The sequence below is a fragment of the Streptomyces monashensis genome (genome assembly GCF_001866665.1).
Lineage (GTDB): Bacteria > Actinomycetota > Actinomycetes > Streptomycetales > Streptomycetaceae > Streptomyces > Streptomyces monashensis.
Window position 1 is genome coordinate 1 of sequence record NZ_MLYO01000056.1, and the last position, 15,015, is coordinate 15,015.

Below are 15,015 nucleotides of genomic sequence, written 5' to 3' on the forward strand. Positions count from 1 at the left end.
GACAGCCCATCCGCTTCGGCACCGACAGAACACGCGGCGTCCTACGCAACCAGGCCACCGGCGACCTGGAAGTCGTCACCGTCACCGCGCACAACGAAGCGGACATCCTCGTCCACGACGCACACTCCACCTCCCCGACCACCGCCTTCGCCCTCTCCCGCCTCGCCGACCCCGACACCCTGCACCACACCCCGATCGGCGTCTTCCGCAACATCCAACGCCCCGTCTACGACACCGCCATGGCCGACCAACTCGACACCGCCGTCGACCAGAAGGGCAAGGGCGACCTCGCCGCACTGCTCGCCGGCACCGACACCTGGACGGTCGTCGGCTAGGCCGTTCGCCGTCGCTGTCGCTTTTCCGCTCAGCTACGAGGCCCGGGACTGGATTTCCCGGGCCTCGTCGTATGCCTGCCGGGCGCCGAGTACGTCGTCCATGCGCCGCGCGGTCCACTGCGCCAGCGCCCGCACCTGCTCCGCCGCCTCGCGGCCCAGCTCGGTCAGGGAGTAGTCGACGCGCGGCGGGATGACCGGCTTGGCGTCCCGGTGCACGAGACCGTCGCGCTCCAGGGTCTGGAGGGTCTGGGTGAGCATCTTCTCGCTGACACGGCCGATCGCCCGGCGCAGTTCGCTGAAGCGATACGAGCGGTCGAGGAGCTGGATCAGCACCAGCACACCCCAGCGGCTCGTCACATGCTCCAGGACCAGACGCTGGGGGCACATGGCCTCGCCGTCGCCCTTCCACTCACTTACCGACATGCCTGTACCTTACTTTGAAGTGGGTACTTTCCGGAAGTTAGCGCACCTCCTAGGGTTAGCGGCAGAACGCATCCCAGAAGGAGAGGGCACATCATGGGCATCGTCGTCACCGGAGCCACCGGACACCTCGGCCGCCACGTCGTGGAGCAGCTGCTGGAGAAGGTTCCCGCGGAGCAGATCACCGCCGTCGTGCGCGACGAGCAGAAGGCCGCGGACCTCGCGGCGCGCGGCGTACGGCTCGCCGTCGCCGACTACAACGCGCCCGAGACCTTCGACAGCCTCTTCGCCGCCGGTGACAAGGTCCTGCTGATCTCGGGCAACGAGTTCGACAAGGGCCGGGTGCGGCAGCACCAGGTCGTCATCGACGCCGCCAGGGCCGCGGGCGTCGCGCTGCTCGCCTACACCAGCGCCCCGGGCACCCTGAAGGCCGCCCTCGCGGACGACCACCGGGCGACGGAGGAGGTGCTGCTCGCCTCCGGCCTGCCGTACACGCTGCTGCGCAACGGCTGGTACTTCGAGAACTACACCGAGAACCTCGCCCCGGTGCTGGAGCACGGCGCCGTCGTCCAGGCCGCCGGCGCCGGCCGGATCTCCGCCGCCTCCCGCGCCGACTACGCCGCCGCCGCGGTCGCGGTGCTGACCGGCGAGGGACACGAGAACACGACCTACGAGCTGGGCGGCGACGAGCCCTTCGGCTTCGCCGAGTACGCGGCCGAGCTGAGCCGGCAGACCGGCAGGGACATCGCCTACACCCCGGTCACTCCCGAGGCCCTGACCGGCATCCTGAGCGGCGCCGGGCTGCCCGCGGCGCTCGCCGAGATCCTGGCCGGCGTGGACGCCTCCATCGAGAAGGGCGAGCTGGTCGTCACCACCGGCGACCTCACCCGCCTGACCGGCCGCCCGGCGCAGTCGCTGGCCGAGGCGGTCACCGCGGCGGTCAAGGGCTGACCCTCCGCCTCCGCCCGGCCTCCCGGCTGTCATGACCGTATGGCGATACGGGCATGACAGCCGGGCGTGCTCGGCGCTACCTTCGTTCTCGCGCGCGCGTGTGCCGATGCGCCACGAGAAGGAGGGGCCGTGAGCGGGACGTCCAAGAACTCCGGGAGCCCGAAAGGCTCCGGGGGCTCCGCGAGCGAGGACCGGATAGGCCTGCTGAACGGCTTCGCCGCCTATGGCATGTGGGGGCTGGTCCCCCTCTTCTGGCCGCTGCTGAAACCCGCCGGGGCGGTGGAGATCCTCGCCCACCGCATGGTCTGGTCCCTGGTCGTGGTCGGCGTCGCGCTGGTTTTCGTACGGCGCTGGGCCTGGGCCGGAGCGCTGCTGCGCCAGCCGCGCCGGCTCGCCCTCGTCGCCGTGGCCGCGACCGTCATCAGCGTGAACTGGGGCGTCTACATCTGGGCCGTGAACTCCGGCCACGTGGTCGAGGCCTCGCTCGGGTACTTCATCAATCCGCTGGTGACCATCGCGATGGGTGTGCTGCTGCTGAAGGAGCGGCTGCGGCCCGTGCAGTGGGTGGCGGTCGCGACCGGCTTCGCCGCCGTCGTCGTGCTGACCGTCGGCTACGGCCGCCCGCCGTGGATCTCACTCGTCCTCGCCTTCTCCTTCGCCACCTACGGCCTGGTGAAGAAGAAGGTCGACCTCGGCGGCGTCGAGTCACTGGCCGCCGAGACCGCGATCCAGTTCCTGCCCGCGCTCGGCTATCTGCTCTGGCTCGTCGGCCACGGCGAGTCCAGCTTCGTGAACGACGGCTCCGGGCACGCCGTCCTGCTCGCCTCCACCGGCCTGGTCACCGCGCTGCCGCTGGTCTGCTTCGGCGCGGCGGCGATCCGCGTGCCGCTGTCCACGCTGGGCCTGCTCCAGTACCTCGCCCCCGTCTTCCAGTTCCTGCTCGGCATCCTGTACTTCCACGAGGCCATGCCGGTGGAGCGGTGGGCCGGCTTCGCGCTGGTCTGGCTGGCGCTGATCCTGCTCACGGGCGACGCGCTGCGCTCCGCACGCCGCACGCGGCAGTCACTGGTGGTGGCGCGCGGCGGCCAGGCCGAGTCCGCCGCGGTGGACGCCTGACGGCTGTTCCACGGTCACGGCCGTCGTGGCGGGCCGTCGTGGCGGACTGTCGTGTCCGGCGGCCGTTGTCAGTGGTGCGCGCTATAAGTGACGGCCATGTCGACACAGACCCCCGCACCCCTGCACTGGAAGCTCGTCATCGACGCGGCCGACCCGCACGCCCAGGCCGACTTCTGGGCCGCGGCGCTGCACTACACGGCCGAGGACAACAGCGCCCTGATCGAACGGCTGCTGTCCGCCGGCGCGCTGCCCGGCGAGGCCACGGTCGAGTACCACGGCCGCCCCGCCTTCCGTGACCTGATCGCCGTACGGCATCCCGACGACCCGTACGACCGCGGGACCGGCACCGGGCTGGGCCGGCGCCTGCTCTTCCAGCGCGTCCCGGAGCCGAAGACGGCCAAGAACCGGCTCCACCTCGATCTGCACGCTGGCCCCGAGCGGCGCGCACAGGAGGTGGCCCGGCTGGAGGCTCTGGGCGCGCGCGTGGTGCGCGAGGTGACGGAGCCCGCCGGGCGGTGGGTGGTGCTGACGGACCCCGAGGGCAACGAATTCTGCGTGCAGTGAGCCGCGCGGGAGCCCCGTGAGACCCCGCTCACGGCTGTCCGGCGGCCGGACTCACGCCTGTGCGGCGCGGGCCGCCCGGTCGGTCAGGCGGCCCATGCGGGCGCGGGCGGACTCCAGGGGGTACGGGTCGTCGGCGGCGGGACCCGGCTCGGCGCTGAGGTCCGTCCACAGCTCGATCAGGTCGCGGCCCAGCCGCAGGCCCTCCTCGGGGTCGCGCACCGCGCGCCAGGCGGTCGCCGCGCTGCGCACGTTGCCGTAGGCGGCCTCCGCGTCCCGCGCCCGCCGGCGCAGCCGGGCGAGGTCCAGGGACTGCTCGAAGGCGCGGACCGGTTCGCCGCCCAAGTAGGCGATGTAGGCGGACAGTTCCCGCAGGTGCAGCACCTCGGCGTGGCCGGGGCCCAGCACGCTGGAGGCCTCGGTGACCGTGCGGTCGGTCAGCTCCGCCGCCGCCTCGATCCGGCCCGCGCGCACGGCCTCGTTGATCCGCGTCATCGGCTCGGTCAGCAACTCGGCCCCCTCCGCCGTCTCCGTCAGCGGCCCGTCCCCGAGCACCTCCTCGGCGACGGCATCGAACCCGCGGGCCGGGGTGTGGCCGGCGGCCGGTGCCTCCGGCCCGGCGTACAGGGGCAGGGAGGCCGAGAGAGAGGCGGCGAGAGCGGAGGCGGGAGCGGGGACGCGGCCGGAGGTGGGGAGGGGTGCCGCTTCGGGCACGGGGGCGACGGGAGAAGGAACGGAGGCAGCGGCGGCCGTGGTGGTGGTCGCGGTGGCGGCGGCCGTCACCGGCGCGTCCATGACCGGCGGCGGGCCGAACCGCCCCGTCGGCACCCGCGCCGTCCCGGCCGACACGCCCTCCGGCTCCTGGTACGCCCCGGGCTTCCGCGCCGACTGCGCCTCCTGCGTCTCCCCCGGCGAAGCCGTCCGCGCCGGCTCCCCCGTGACGCGGCTGGAGCCGTCCGCCGAGACCTCCAGGGGAACCACGAGGCCCGCCCGGTCGTCCTGGATCGTGGCACGTATCGGGGCGCCCAGGCTGATGGCGAGGCGCTGGAGGTGGTTCAGGACCGTCTGCTGGATATCCTCGCCCGGCACGGCCGCCACCGACGTCCCGCCCACCGACGCGCCACCCGCGCCGAACACCCGGACCGGCACCACCGCCGGGTGCTCCGCGGGCTGCTGCGCCCGCTTCTTCTCGAAGCTCAGTCGAGACATCGGTCTTCCCTCACTCCCCCGGCATCGCGATTCCGGTCGCACGTCTCCTGCCCACCAGTGTGTCGGCTCCCCTCGGCTTCCGCGTCACCACACCGTCACAGCCTCGCACCAGCCGCGCCCGGCAGGCCTGGTCAAATTTAATTGCGTATGCATAAAATGCATGCGTCTTTATTTGTGCGCGACAGCACTCTCCTGGGGGACCCATGAATCGCCGTTTCCTGTTCCTGCTCGGCAGCGCCCGCACCGAGGGCAACACCGAGCTACTGGCCCGCGAGGCGGCCGCGCAGTTGCCCGGTGCCGTCGAACAGCGCTGGATCCGCCTCGCCGACCACCCACTGCCCGACTTCGCGGACCTGCGCCACGACGTCGACCACACGGCGCCGTCCCCGGACAGCACCGCTGGCCTGCTGCTGGACGCCACCCTCGCGGCCACGGACATCGTCATCGCCTCGCCGCTGTACTGGTACTCGGTGTCCGGCCTCACCAAGCGCTATCTCGACCACTGGTCGGGCTGGCTGCGCACGCCCGGCCTGGACTTCAGGGCTACCCTGGCCGGCCGCACCCTCTGGGGCGTCGCCGCACTGGCCCACCGTGAAGCGTCGGTCGCCGCTCCCTACGTCGGCACGCTCAACAACTCGGCCGCCTACATGGGCATGCGCTTCGGCGGGGTCCTGCTGGGCAACGGCAGCGGACCGGGCGACGTGCTGCAGGACACCGACGCTCTCACCCGCGCGAAGACGTTCTTCGCCCAGGACGCGCCCCTCGCCCGCTTCCCGTACGAGGCGGCACGAGAAGGCTGAGCCGGTCCGAACAGGTCAGGCGCTGATGTCCTTCGCCGTGAACCTCGCCCACGCCGCCGTGCCGAACACCGCCGCGTACAGCGCCTGGAGGCCGAGGTTCTTCTGCAGGTCGTCCCAGTAGACCGGGTCGCGCATCAGGTCGGCGAAAGACAGCCAGTAGTGCGAGAAGAAGTACGGCTGGAGGGCGTGCAACTGGGGTATCTGGTCGAGGATCTGAACAGTGGTGAGCAGCCCGACGGTCGTCGCCATCGCCGCGATGCCGCTGTTGGTGAGCGTCGAGACGAACAGGCCGAGGGCGGCCACGCCGACCAGCGAGAGGGCGACGACCAGAGCGATCAGCAGGGCCCGGCCGAGGCCCTCGGCGAAGCTGATCCGCGTGCCGGATATCGTCGTGAGGTCGCCCAGCGGGAAGAGCAGCGCGCCGACGATCAGTGCCGAGACGGCGACGACCAGGGTGGCCAGCAGACAGAAGGCCGTCACCGTTGCGTACTTGGTGAGCAGCAGCCGGGTGCGGCCGGCCGGGGCGACCAGCAGATAGCGCAGGGTGCCCGCACCCGCCTCGCCCGCTATCGCGTCGCCCGCGACGACGCCGACGGCCATCGGCAGGAAGAACGGCAGGGTCGCGGCGAGCGCCGTGAACACCAGGAACAGTCCGTTGTTGGTGATCTGTGAGATGAACGCCGGGCCCTGGCCGCCATGGTCCGCCGACCCGCCGCCGCGCGTCTCGATCTTCACCGCGATCCCGACGAGCACCGGCACCACGGCCAGCACTCCGAGCAGGGCGAGCGTGCGCCAGCGGCGGACGGTCGTGACCAGCTCGCTGCGCAGCAGCCCGAACGTCCACAGGGGGCTCGGTCGCCGCACGGCGGAGGCGACGGCCGCCTCGGCTCCGGGAGCCGCCCTGGGCGCGGGAGCCGCCTCGGACCCGGGGCCCTTCTCGGACAGGGGATCCGTCTCAGCTCGCGACATCGAAACCCTCCCCCGTCAGTGCCACGAACGCGTCCTCCAGCGAGGCCCGTTCGAGCGCGAAGCCGCGCACCCGCACGCCCGCCGTGACCAGCGCGGCGTTCACCTCGGCGAGGTCCCGCGCGGGCGGTTCGCCGGTGACCCGGTCGCCGTCGGCGGTGACGTCCGCGACGCCCTGTTCCTTCAGCACCCGGGCGGCCTCGGCCGGATCCGGAGTGGTGACCACCAGCCGGCCGCGCGCGCCGGCCGCCAGGTCGGCCACCGCGCCCTGGGTGACGAGCCGGCCCTGCGCCATGACCGCCGCGTGCGTGCACACCTGCTCGATCTCGTCGAGCAGGTGGGAGGAGAGGAAGACCGTCGTGCCGTCGGCGGCCAGCTCTCTGATCAGGGCGCGGATCTCCCGCATGCCCTGCGGGTCGAGACCGTTGGTGGGCTCGTCCAGGACGAGCAGCCGGCGCGGCTGGAGCAGGGCCGCCGCGAGCCCCAGGCGCTGCTTCATACCCAGCGAGTACGCTCTCGCCTTCTTCCCGGCGGCCGCCGCGAGGCCCACCCGGTCCAGGGCGGCGGCGACGCGGGCGCTCCGGGTGCGGGGGTCGGCGGTCGGGTCGGCGGCGTCGTAGCGCAACAGGTTGTCCCGGCCGGAGAGGAAGCCGTACAGTGCGGGGCCCTCGATGAGCGCGCCGACCTCGGGCAGCACGGCGCGGGCCGCCCGGGGCATCGGGCGGCCCAGCACACGGGCCGTGCCGGCGGTCGGCTCGATCAGGCCCATCAGCATGCGGATGGTCGTGGTCTTGCCCGAGCCGTTCGGACCGAGGAAGCCGAAGACGCTGCCGGCCGGGACGGTCAGATCCAGACCGTCCACGGCGAGCTGTCCGCCGCGGTAGCGCTTGGTGAGGCCGCGCGTGGCGATGACGCCCGCCTCGGCGTGCCCGGGGACATGCTGCTCGGCGTCCCCCGCCTCCCGCTCCGTGGCGGACGGTCCGTCCATCGGCTCCCCCTCGATCCGTGCCCCCGTAGAGGTCAACGCACGATCACGGTCCGTAGTGCCCGGACGGGGTCACTTTCCTTCGTTCGCCGCCTTCACCAGGGCGTCCTTCGTCACCGCGCCGGCGTAGACCTTGCCGTTGTCGGTCATCAGGACGTTGACCAGGCGAGTGGAGAAGACCGTGCCCTTGCCGAACTTGCCGGAGACCTTGTCGCCGAGCGAGCCGAGGAAGCCGCTGAGGTCACCGGCCTTGGAACCGCCGCTCGGCAGGCCGCCCCTGGCGCCCGTGTCGAACGTGGCGACGGACGTCCAGCCCTTGCCGATGACGGTGCCCTTGTCGTGGCCCTGGGCGAAGCCCTCGCCGGGCTTGAACCCGTCGTGCTCCCGGGCCGCGGCGCCCTTCTTCTGCTCCGTCACCTTCGCGCCCTTGGGCGGGGTGAAGGCGAACGTGGAGGCGGCCGGCCTGGCGAAGGAGACCTCGGTGAAGCCCGCGTCGACGACGGCGGCGCCGCCGCTCTTCGGGGTCAGCGTGAACTTCAGCGGCATGCCGGTCTTCGAGTCGACCGCGATGCTGATCGCGCCGACCGTGGTGCCCGACTGGCGGGGCTTGATCAGCAGCTTGTAGGCGGCGCGGCCGGCGACCTGCTCGGTGCCGTCGACGGTGACGGACGTGGTGCCGTCCACCGCCTTCAGCGCCTGGTCGGCGAAGTCCTTCGGCGTGACCGGCGGCTGCTCGGCCCTGCGGTCCTTGCCGGTCTCGGCGGAGGTGCTGTGGGTGACCGAGTTGGTCTTGCTGTCGTAGCCCCAGACGTTCGCGCCGTCGTGGATGAGGCTGTATTCGGAGCCGCTCTCCAGCAGCGAGACCTTCTGCTTGTCCGGGCCGTCGGCGGCGACGCGCAGCGTGTGCGTGCCGGAGACCAGCTCGGTGAGCTTGGCCTGCGGGTCGGCGGAGGAGCCGCCGCCGGAGCCCTTGCCAGCGCCGGAGCCCAGGCTGCTCTCCAGGCCGCCGAGGTTCGGCAGGCCGAGGTCGGTGCTGATCTTCACCGTGCCGGACAGCTGCTGCACGTCCGACTTGGCGATCTTGTCGATGAGCTGCTTCGCGGTGATCTTGGGCAGGTCGGGGTCGCCCGAGGCGGCGAGCGCCGGGACCAGCCCGATCGTGGCCGCCGCCACGCCCACCACCGCGACCGGGACCGCGTAACGCGCGGCCTTGCGGCGTCCGGCGTGCGGGTTCTCGTCCCGCGCGACGTCCACCGCGTCGTCGGATTCGTACGGTGCCATGTGTGCCTTACCTCCGTCGTCGGCGGCGGCTGTCCTCACGCTGGTCCACCCTGAGCCGCCATTCTCACCCGAATCGGTGAGGAGTGGTGATGTCCGTGTTCCCCATCTCACCAAATCGGCCATGAAGAAGCGTCAGACCACGGAGCCAACTCCGTGTACGACTGCGGTATGACACCCAGGGGTGGCGGCCGCCGGGACCCCTAGGGGTGTGCCAGGTCGCGCGCCGGGTCGTGGACGTCCGCCGCTGTGCCGCGGGAGCGGTCCGACACGCTGTCGCGGGGCCGGCACACCACCCTCCGGCTCGCCGTCGTGGCCCGGTTCGCCGTCGCGGCCGGGGCCTCAGCCCGCGCGGTGGACCACCGCGTCGCACAGCTCCAACAGAGCCGCCTTGGCGTCGCAGTCCCGCAGGGGCGACAGCGCGGCCCGGGCCTCCTCGGCGTAGCGCACGGTGTCGCGGCGGGCCTGCTCCAGCGCGGGGTGCGCGCGCAGCGCGGTCAGCGCCTCGGCGTGCCGGGCGTCGTCGGTGAGGTCGGAGTCCAACAGCTCGCACAGTGCGAGGTCCTCGGGCAGCCCCAGCCGGGCCGCGCGCTCGCGCAGCCGGAGCACGGGCAGCGTCGGGATGCCCTCACGCAGGTCGGTGCCCGGGGTCTTGCCGGACTCGTGCGAGTCGGAGGCGATGTCCAGGACGTCGTCGGCGAGCTGGAAGGCGACACCGAGCCGCTCGCCGTACTGGGTGAGGACGTCGACGACCGTCTCGTCGGCGCCCGACATCATCGCGCCGAACCGGCACGAGACCGCCACCAGCGAGCCGGTCTTGCCACCGAGCACGTCCAGGTAGTGCTCGACCGGGTCACGGCCGTCCGAGGGGCCCGCGGTCTCCAGGATCTGGCCCGTGACCAGCCGCTCGAACGCGAGGGCCTGCACCCGGACCGCCTCGGGCCCGAGGTCGGCGAGGATCTGGGAGGCGCGGGCGAAGAGGAAGTCGCCGGTGAGGACCGCGACGGAGTTGCCCCAGCGGGTGTTGGCGCTGTCCACACCGCGCCGCACGGCCGCCTCGTCCATGACGTCGTCGTGGTACAGCGTGGCGAGGTGGGTCAGCTCCACGACGACGGCCGACGGCACGATGCCCGGCGCGTGGCGGTCGCCGAACTGTGCTGCGAGCATCACGAGCAGCGGCCGGAACCGCTTCCCGCCGGCCCGTACGAGGTGCTGCGCGGCCTCCGTGATGAACGGGACCTCGCTCTTGGTGGCCTCGAGCAAGCCTTCCTCGACAGCCGCCAATCCGGCCTGGACATCGGCTTCGAGAGCCTGGTCCCGTACGCTCAGCCCGAACGGCCCGACGACGGTCACGAGGGGTCTCCTGTCTGCTGGTGTCTGCTGGCGATTACACGGTTTGTCGATAGGTCGCTGCCATCACTCAAGTCAGCGTATCCGGTCCTGTTTCGATCACCGATAGCGCCCACCGGTCCAGCACAGGCGGTATTGGATCATGACCGGTTTGCTTTCGATCAGATGATAAGAACAGACATTCATCGACTTAACAGGACGTCTCCCACTTTGTCGCGAATCGAGGAGCGAGCGGAGTAACACCTCCACCCCGACCCGCCTCCTCACCCCCCTTCCACGTCCCCCTTCCACGTCCCCCTTCCACGTCCCCCTCCACGACCGGCGCCACTCCGAACGTGAGTCCATTAAATCCGTTATGCCCATTCTGTGGCGATTTGCTACTTCGTGAGTTGGGTCACGGACGCTCATGTCCGCCCACCGACCGCCGACCCATCCGTCCCCCTTGCCCTGCGGGGGAGTTGAGGATTGGCAGCGGCAAAGGATCAAGTACCCCAAAGGCCGCACTTCAAGGTCAAACAGGACGTTGTGTGATTCCGGCACTTGTTCCCGACATGTGCTCTCGCATACGTTCCGGCTCGCCGGGCGGACGCCGAATCCTGCCGCCGCCCGCACAACCATCCGCGAACTCATTCGTACGGCAGGAGCGGGGGACCCAGGTAAGTCGCCGGACCGGTCGGCACACGTCGCATCGGAACGGCTAGGGGTGAAGCCGCGCCTTCCCGCGAAGGCACGGCCGGGCACCTCCCCGCCCGAACCCGACAGCTCACCTCGCAGGCGACGGAGAGGAACTCCCCATGTCCGCTGCCGCTCAGCATCGTCGTACCCGCACCAGCCGTCTCATGCGCACCCTCGCCGTCGCCGGCACCGGTGCCGCCGTCCTCGCGATGCCGCTCATCGGTGCCACCAGCGCCTCCGCCGCCACCAGCACGCCCTCGCCGGCCGCCACGACCAGGTCCCTCGTGAACGCCTCCGGGTACACGAACACGCTCGACGGCTGGATCCGCGAGTCTCTCTCGATCATGGCCCAGAAAAGCATCCCGGGCTCCTACAACGGCATCTACCGCAACGTCATGCGGGAGTCCTCCGGCAACCCGCTGGCCATCAACAACTGGGACTCCAACGCCGCCGCCGGCATCCCGTCCAAGGGCCTGCTCCAGGTCATCGACCCGACCTTCCGCGCCTACCACGTGACCGGCACCGCGCTCGACCCGTACGACCCGGTCGCGAACATCACCGCGGCCTGCAACTACGCCGCCGCGCGCTACGGCTCGATCGACAACGTCCACAGCGCGTACTGAGACACCGCGGCCCGGACGCGGCCCAGTACGGAACCGCCTGAGACCCGGCCGACCTGCGCGCACCGATGCGCCGGTCAGCCGGTCAGCCGGTCAGCCGGTCGGAAACAGTCTTTCGAGGACGACGGCGACGCCGTCGTCCTCGTTCGACATGGTGATCTCGTCGGCCACCGCCTTCAGTTCGGGGTGCGCGCCGGCCATGGCGACCCCGTGCCCGGCCCAGTCGAACATCGGGATGTCATTGGGCATGTCCCCGAACGCCAGCGCCCGGCGGGCGCCGACGCCGAGCCGCTCGGCGGCGAGTGCCAGCCCGGTCGCCTTGGTCACCCCGCACGGCTGGAGCTCCACGGTCCCCGGCCCCGACATGGTGACCGTCGCGAGCGAACCCACCACCGCGCGCGCGACAGAGGCCAACTCGTCGTCGGACAGGGCGGCATGGCGCAGCAGCACCTTGCTGATGGGCCTGCGCCACAGGTCGTCGCGCCGGTCGACCCGCACCGAGGGCAGGGTCGGGTGCGGCATCCGGTAGCCGGGCTCGATGAGCGTCAGCCCGTCGACGCCGTCCTGGTCGACGGCCGCGTAGACCTGCCCCACCTCGGCCTCGATCTTGCCGAGCGCCTCCTCGGCCAGCTCCCGGTGCAGCCGGACCGACCACAGCAGGCGCCCGCTTCCGACGTCGTAGACCTGCGCGCCCTGTCCGCACACCGCGAGTCCCGTGCAGCCGAGACGTGCGAGCAGCGGCCGTACCCGAGGAGCCGGACGGCCCGTCACCACCAGATGCCGGGCACCGGCCCGCGCCGCCCGTGCGAGCGCGGCGAGCGACCGGTCGGAGACCGTGTCGTCGCCGCGCAGCAGCGTTCCGTCCAGGTCAGTGGCGATCAGTGCGTATGCGGCTGCCATGATCAGAGAATACGGACGCCAGGCAGGTCCGACTCACCTTGCCGTACCGCGTACTTACGTGCTCATCGCCCCCAAGTGGCGCCCGCGGACCGCCTGGTGGCACTGCCGCGATCATCGCCGCGGTCTCCGCCTCGGACACTGCCGCGGACCCGGAATGCCGTCGCCGTCCCCGGACGCGGCCGCTTCGTCAGCCGTGGGCCGCCGCCAGGTGCCGCGTCAGGCGCGGCGAGGCGAACTCCGTGCCGCACACGAAGCGCATCACCGGGCCGTACGACGACGCCGCCGGCAGGCCCGTGAAGTACAGGCCGGGGACGGAGGAGACGAAGCCGGGACCGAGCCTCGGCGCGCCGCGGCTCACGGCCAGCCGGGTGCGCAGGCCGTGGCCGAGGAAGTCCATCGCCGCGATGTCGACGCGGTAGCCGGTGGCCGCGATGACGTGGTCGGCGGTGAGCCGTTCCGTACCGTCGGCAGGGCTCCCCCCGCGCGGGCCGGTGCGAGGACGGGAGAACGCGCGGACGGTGAGGACGGGGCTGCCGTCCGGTGCCTCCGCGCGGACGATCCGCTCGACTTCCTGCACCTGTACGGCGCTGTCGAACCGCTCGCGCAGCCACCAGGCGCCGAGCGGCCCGAGGACCCGGCGGGCCAGGTGGTGACGGGTGGCCTCGGGCAGGTGGCGGTAATGGTGCGGGTAGTAGCTCAGCGCCCACAGCGACCAGGCGCGGCCGAAGGGGGATGCGGGGCGCAGCCTCGGCTGCTCCCAGGGTGGAGCGCCGAAGGCGACCCGGCCGCGTCCGCGCGCGACCACGCGCACGCGTGCGCCGGCTTCGGCGGCGAGCGCGGCCGTCTCCAGCGCGGACTGGCCGGCGCCGACGACGATCAGCTCCCGGCCGGCGAACCGGCCGAGGTCGTGGTGCTGGGAGCTGTGCGAGAGCGGGCCGGAGGCGGACGGCCCGTCGGACGCCGCGCCCGCGAGTTCCGGCGGTAGGTGGGCGAGGCCGGACAGGCCGGTGGCGACGACCACCGCGCGTGCGGTGCACAACTCTCCCGAGTCCAGCTTGATTTCGAAGCCACCGCGCGCGTCCCGGTCGACGGACACGACCCGTACCCGCTCCAGGCCGGGCAGCAGCTTCTGCTGGAACCACTCGCCGTAGGCGACGAAGGTCTCCACCGGGATGATGTCCTCGTCGGTCACCAGACGGCGGATCCCGGCCGCGTCGCAGTAGTCGGCGAGGGTGTGGCCGGGCTGCGGGCAGTGCAGGCTCGACGCGGCGGGTGTCGACTTCAGGAGCATGCCCTCGGGCATGTGGGCGCGCCAGCTGACCATGGGGTCGCCGAAGACGCGGACGGGGATGCCGCGCGCGCGGAGATGGGCGGCGGTGGACAGGCCGAACGGCCCGGCCCCGATGACTACAACCGGTCGAGTCACGAAGTCCCTCCCCAGGACACGGTGCGCCACTCTCGTCTCGGTGGCTTGGCCTACTTCGTGGAGGTGCTGCCGCCGCGGCGGTTGGTCCGCCACAGCTGATAGAGGTGCTTCGCGCCCGGGCGCACGAAGCGGGCGAGCATCGTGAGGAACGGCAGCGGGTCGTCAGCCGCGAACCAGGCCAGCTCCGTCCCGCTCGCCTTCGCCGGCGCGTGCGGCGTCGTGTAGCCGCTGCGGCGGTAGGCGAGGAGGGCGGGCAGGTCGATGTTCTCCACGACGTAGCGATGGCCGGCGCGCTGTTCCCCCTCCGGTACGGCGCGGCCGGTCAGGTGCAGGTGCAGGGCGCGGACCACGTCCACCCCCGACTCGTTCTCGAAGAGCCGGAACTGGGCGCCCATGCGGGGGTTGAAGTCCAGGAGTTTGTACTGTCCGTCGCGCCGGTCGAAGCGCAGGTCGAGGTCGATGACGCCGCTGAAGCCGATCTGCTTGATGAAACGTGCGGCGACGTCGGCGAGTTCCGGGTTGTCGACGACGTAGGCATTCGCCGTCATCCCGGCGTGCGGTGGCCACGAGCGGACCTTGACACCGGTGAACAGCGCGAGCGGGGTGGAGTCCGGGCCGAAGCAGGCGTGCACGATCCAGTCCTCGGCCTCCTCGCGCGGGAGGTACTCCTGGAGGATCACGCCCGGCTCGTCGCCCCAGTCGCGGGCCAGGGCGAGCAGGCCCTCCCGGGTGGCGATCCGCGTGGTGCCGTTCACGGCGGGCCGGCGCCGCCGTACGAACGCCTCGCGGTTCTTGGCCACCACCGGGAAGCAGGCCGTGTCCGCGAAGGCGACGATGTCGTCGTACGACTCCGGGAACGCGGCCGACGGGCTGGCGATGCCGTGCTCGACGCACAGTTCGTGCAGCCCCTGTTTGCTGGCGAGCCGGCGCGGGAGCCCCGGCTCGACCCTCGGGAAGAGAAAAGATCCGGCCAGCTCGTCCTGGTGCTCGGCGATCAGGACGGCGGCCTCTTCGTCGGTCGGTATCAGGACGGTCGGGCGGCCGATGCGGCGGCCGACGCGCAGCAGCCCCTCGACCAGGTGGCCCGAGTCCTCCGCACCGGTCGTCGGCCACACGAACGCCTTCTTCAGGTAGCGCGAGGAAGCCGCCGGCGTGTACGGATCCTCGGTGATGGCGTACATGGGCACGCCGAGGCGGCCCAGACTGCGAATGGCGCCGACACCGCCGTGGTGCAGCGGGTAATCGCCGAACTTGACGATCAGCCCCGGCACGTCACGGTCGGCCTCGAACGGCACACTGACGGCGTCTCCGGCCACGGGTCCCCCCACGTGTCCCCCCAAACGGAACGGATCCAGCCCGTCCGTGTCCCCAAAGGACGCTAAGCCGGAATTGCCCACTCCGACAAGGCCTATTCAGAGCCTAT

The 15,015-nt window shown here is 71.8% G+C and carries 14 protein-coding genes, 1 pseudogene and 1 riboswitch; of the genes and pseudogenes, 6 read left to right on the forward strand and 9 right to left on the reverse strand.

The window, feature by feature from the left end; genetic code table 11:
• Positions 1 to 335: pseudogene (locus BIV23_RS30760) on the forward strand (2-oxoacid:ferredoxin oxidoreductase subunit beta); the annotation flags it as partial.
• A 33-nt stretch (positions 336 to 368) separates the two neighbouring features.
• Here the strand turns inward: BIV23_RS30760 and BIV23_RS30765 are convergent.
• The gene (locus BIV23_RS30765) at positions 369 to 758 is read right to left on the reverse strand and encodes a winged helix-turn-helix transcriptional regulator (protein ID WP_071384261.1); all 390 of its coding nucleotides are present in this window, start codon (positions 756 to 758) and stop codon (positions 369 to 371) included.
• Between the two features lie 93 nt (positions 759 to 851).
• On the opposite strand from BIV23_RS30765, the gene BIV23_RS30770 reads away from it, so the two are divergent.
• The 3 genes from BIV23_RS30770 (at position 852) to BIV23_RS30780 (ending at position 3,386) form a co-directional block, all read left to right on the forward strand.
• On the forward strand, positions 852 to 1,706 hold the full coding sequence (locus tag BIV23_RS30770) for an SDR family oxidoreductase (protein ID WP_071384262.1): 855 nt from the start codon (positions 852 to 854) through the stop codon (positions 1,704 to 1,706).
• 129 nt (positions 1,707 to 1,835) lie between these two features.
• The gene (rarD, locus tag BIV23_RS30775) at positions 1,836 to 2,822 is read left to right on the forward strand and encodes an EamA family transporter RarD (protein ID WP_071384263.1); all 987 of its coding nucleotides are present in this window, start codon (positions 1,836 to 1,838) and stop codon (positions 2,820 to 2,822) included.
• A 96-nt stretch (positions 2,823 to 2,918) separates the two neighbouring features.
• The gene (locus BIV23_RS30780; RefSeq protein ID WP_071384264.1) at positions 2,919 to 3,386 is read left to right on the forward strand and encodes a VOC family protein; all 468 of its coding nucleotides are present in this window, start codon (positions 2,919 to 2,921) and stop codon (positions 3,384 to 3,386) included.
• Positions 3,387 to 3,437: 51 nt separating this feature from the next.
• Here the strand turns inward: BIV23_RS30780 and BIV23_RS30785 are convergent, their stop codons facing one another.
• Positions 3,438 to 4,592 (reverse strand): hypothetical protein, encoded by a 1,155-nt coding sequence (locus BIV23_RS30785; protein ID WP_071384265.1) that lies wholly within the window; start codon positions 4,590 to 4,592, stop codon positions 3,438 to 3,440.
• 203 nt (positions 4,593 to 4,795) lie between these two features.
• On the opposite strand from BIV23_RS30785, the gene BIV23_RS30790 reads away from it, so the two are divergent.
• Complete coding sequence (locus BIV23_RS30790) at positions 4,796 to 5,392, forward strand: flavodoxin family protein (protein ID WP_071384266.1); 597 nt, start codon at positions 4,796 to 4,798, stop codon at positions 5,390 to 5,392.
• Between the two features lie 15 nt (positions 5,393 to 5,407).
• On the opposite strand, the gene BIV23_RS30795 is transcribed toward BIV23_RS30790, so the two are convergent.
• From BIV23_RS30795 to BIV23_RS30810, 4 genes are all read right to left on the reverse strand, one after another.
• Positions 5,408 to 6,361 (reverse strand): ABC transporter permease, encoded by a 954-nt coding sequence (locus BIV23_RS30795; protein WP_245790708.1) that lies wholly within the window; start codon positions 6,359 to 6,361, stop codon positions 5,408 to 5,410.
• Positions 6,348 to 7,346 (reverse strand): ABC transporter ATP-binding protein, encoded by a 999-nt coding sequence (locus BIV23_RS30800; protein ID WP_071384267.1) that lies wholly within the window; start codon positions 7,344 to 7,346, stop codon positions 6,348 to 6,350. The genes BIV23_RS30795 and BIV23_RS30800 overlap by 14 nt, the downstream gene beginning before the upstream one ends.
• A 69-nt stretch (positions 7,347 to 7,415) precedes the next feature.
• Entirely contained in the window at positions 7,416 to 8,624 is a 1,209-nt protein-coding gene (locus BIV23_RS30805; protein WP_071384268.1) for a LolA family protein, read from the reverse strand.
• A gap of 339 nt (positions 8,625 to 8,963) precedes the next feature.
• Positions 8,964 to 9,974, reverse strand: coding sequence for a polyprenyl synthetase family protein (locus tag BIV23_RS30810; protein WP_071384269.1), 1,011 nt, complete (start codon positions 9,972 to 9,974; stop codon positions 8,964 to 8,966).
• A gap of 606 nt (positions 9,975 to 10,580) precedes the next feature.
• Positions 10,581 to 10,761: riboswitch (cyclic di-AMP (ydaO/yuaA leader) on the forward strand.
• A gap of 4 nt (positions 10,762 to 10,765) precedes the next feature.
• Here BIV23_RS30810 and BIV23_RS30815 point away from each other — a divergent pair.
• Positions 10,766 to 11,269, forward strand: a complete 504-nt coding sequence (locus tag BIV23_RS30815) for a transglycosylase SLT domain-containing protein (RefSeq protein WP_071384270.1) — start codon at positions 10,766 to 10,768, stop codon at positions 11,267 to 11,269.
• A 90-nt stretch (positions 11,270 to 11,359) separates the two neighbouring features.
• On the opposite strand, the gene BIV23_RS30820 is transcribed toward BIV23_RS30815, so the two are convergent.
• The 3 genes from BIV23_RS30820 to BIV23_RS30830 form a co-directional block, all read right to left on the reverse strand.
• On the reverse strand, positions 11,360 to 12,166 hold the full coding sequence (locus tag BIV23_RS30820) for an HAD family hydrolase (RefSeq protein WP_071384271.1): 807 nt from the start codon (positions 12,164 to 12,166) through the stop codon (positions 11,360 to 11,362).
• Positions 12,167 to 12,353: 187 nt separating this feature from the next.
• Positions 12,354 to 13,592: an FAD-dependent oxidoreductase gene (locus BIV23_RS30825; RefSeq protein ID WP_071384297.1), complete on the reverse strand. Its 1,239-nt coding sequence runs from the start codon at positions 13,590 to 13,592 to the stop codon at positions 12,354 to 12,356.
• A 50-nt stretch (positions 13,593 to 13,642) separates the two neighbouring features.
• Positions 13,643 to 14,887, reverse strand: a complete 1,245-nt coding sequence (locus tag BIV23_RS30830) for a carboxylate--amine ligase (RefSeq protein WP_071384298.1) — start codon at positions 14,885 to 14,887, stop codon at positions 13,643 to 13,645.
• Positions 14,888 to 15,015 lie beyond the last annotated feature (128 nt).

Coding starts and splice junctions, on each gene's coding strand:
- BIV23_RS30795 (WP_245790708.1), bottom strand. CDS start 6,361: ATGTCGCGAGCTGAGACGGATCCCCTGTCCGAGAAGGGCCCCGGGTCC.
- BIV23_RS30770 (WP_071384262.1), top strand. CDS start 852: ATGGGCATCGTCGTCACCGGAGCCACCGGACACCTCGGCCGCCACGTC.
- BIV23_RS30805 (WP_071384268.1), bottom strand. CDS start 8,624: ATGGCACCGTACGAATCCGACGACGCGGTGGACGTCGCGCGGGACGAG.
- BIV23_RS30820 (WP_071384271.1), bottom strand. CDS start 12,166: ATGGCAGCCGCATACGCACTGATCGCCACTGACCTGGACGGAACGCTG.
- BIV23_RS30785 (WP_071384265.1), bottom strand. CDS start 4,592: ATGTCTCGACTGAGCTTCGAGAAGAAGCGGGCGCAGCAGCCCGCGGAG.
- BIV23_RS30790 (WP_071384266.1), top strand. CDS start 4,796: ATGAATCGCCGTTTCCTGTTCCTGCTCGGCAGCGCCCGCACCGAGGGC.
- BIV23_RS30780 (WP_071384264.1), top strand. CDS start 2,919: ATGTCGACACAGACCCCCGCACCCCTGCACTGGAAGCTCGTCATCGAC.
- BIV23_RS30815 (WP_071384270.1), top strand. CDS start 10,766: ATGTCCGCTGCCGCTCAGCATCGTCGTACCCGCACCAGCCGTCTCATG.
- BIV23_RS30800 (WP_071384267.1), bottom strand. CDS start 7,346: ATGGACGGACCGTCCGCCACGGAGCGGGAGGCGGGGGACGCCGAGCAG.
- BIV23_RS30765 (WP_071384261.1), bottom strand. CDS start 758: ATGTCGGTAAGTGAGTGGAAGGGCGACGGCGAGGCCATGTGCCCCCAG.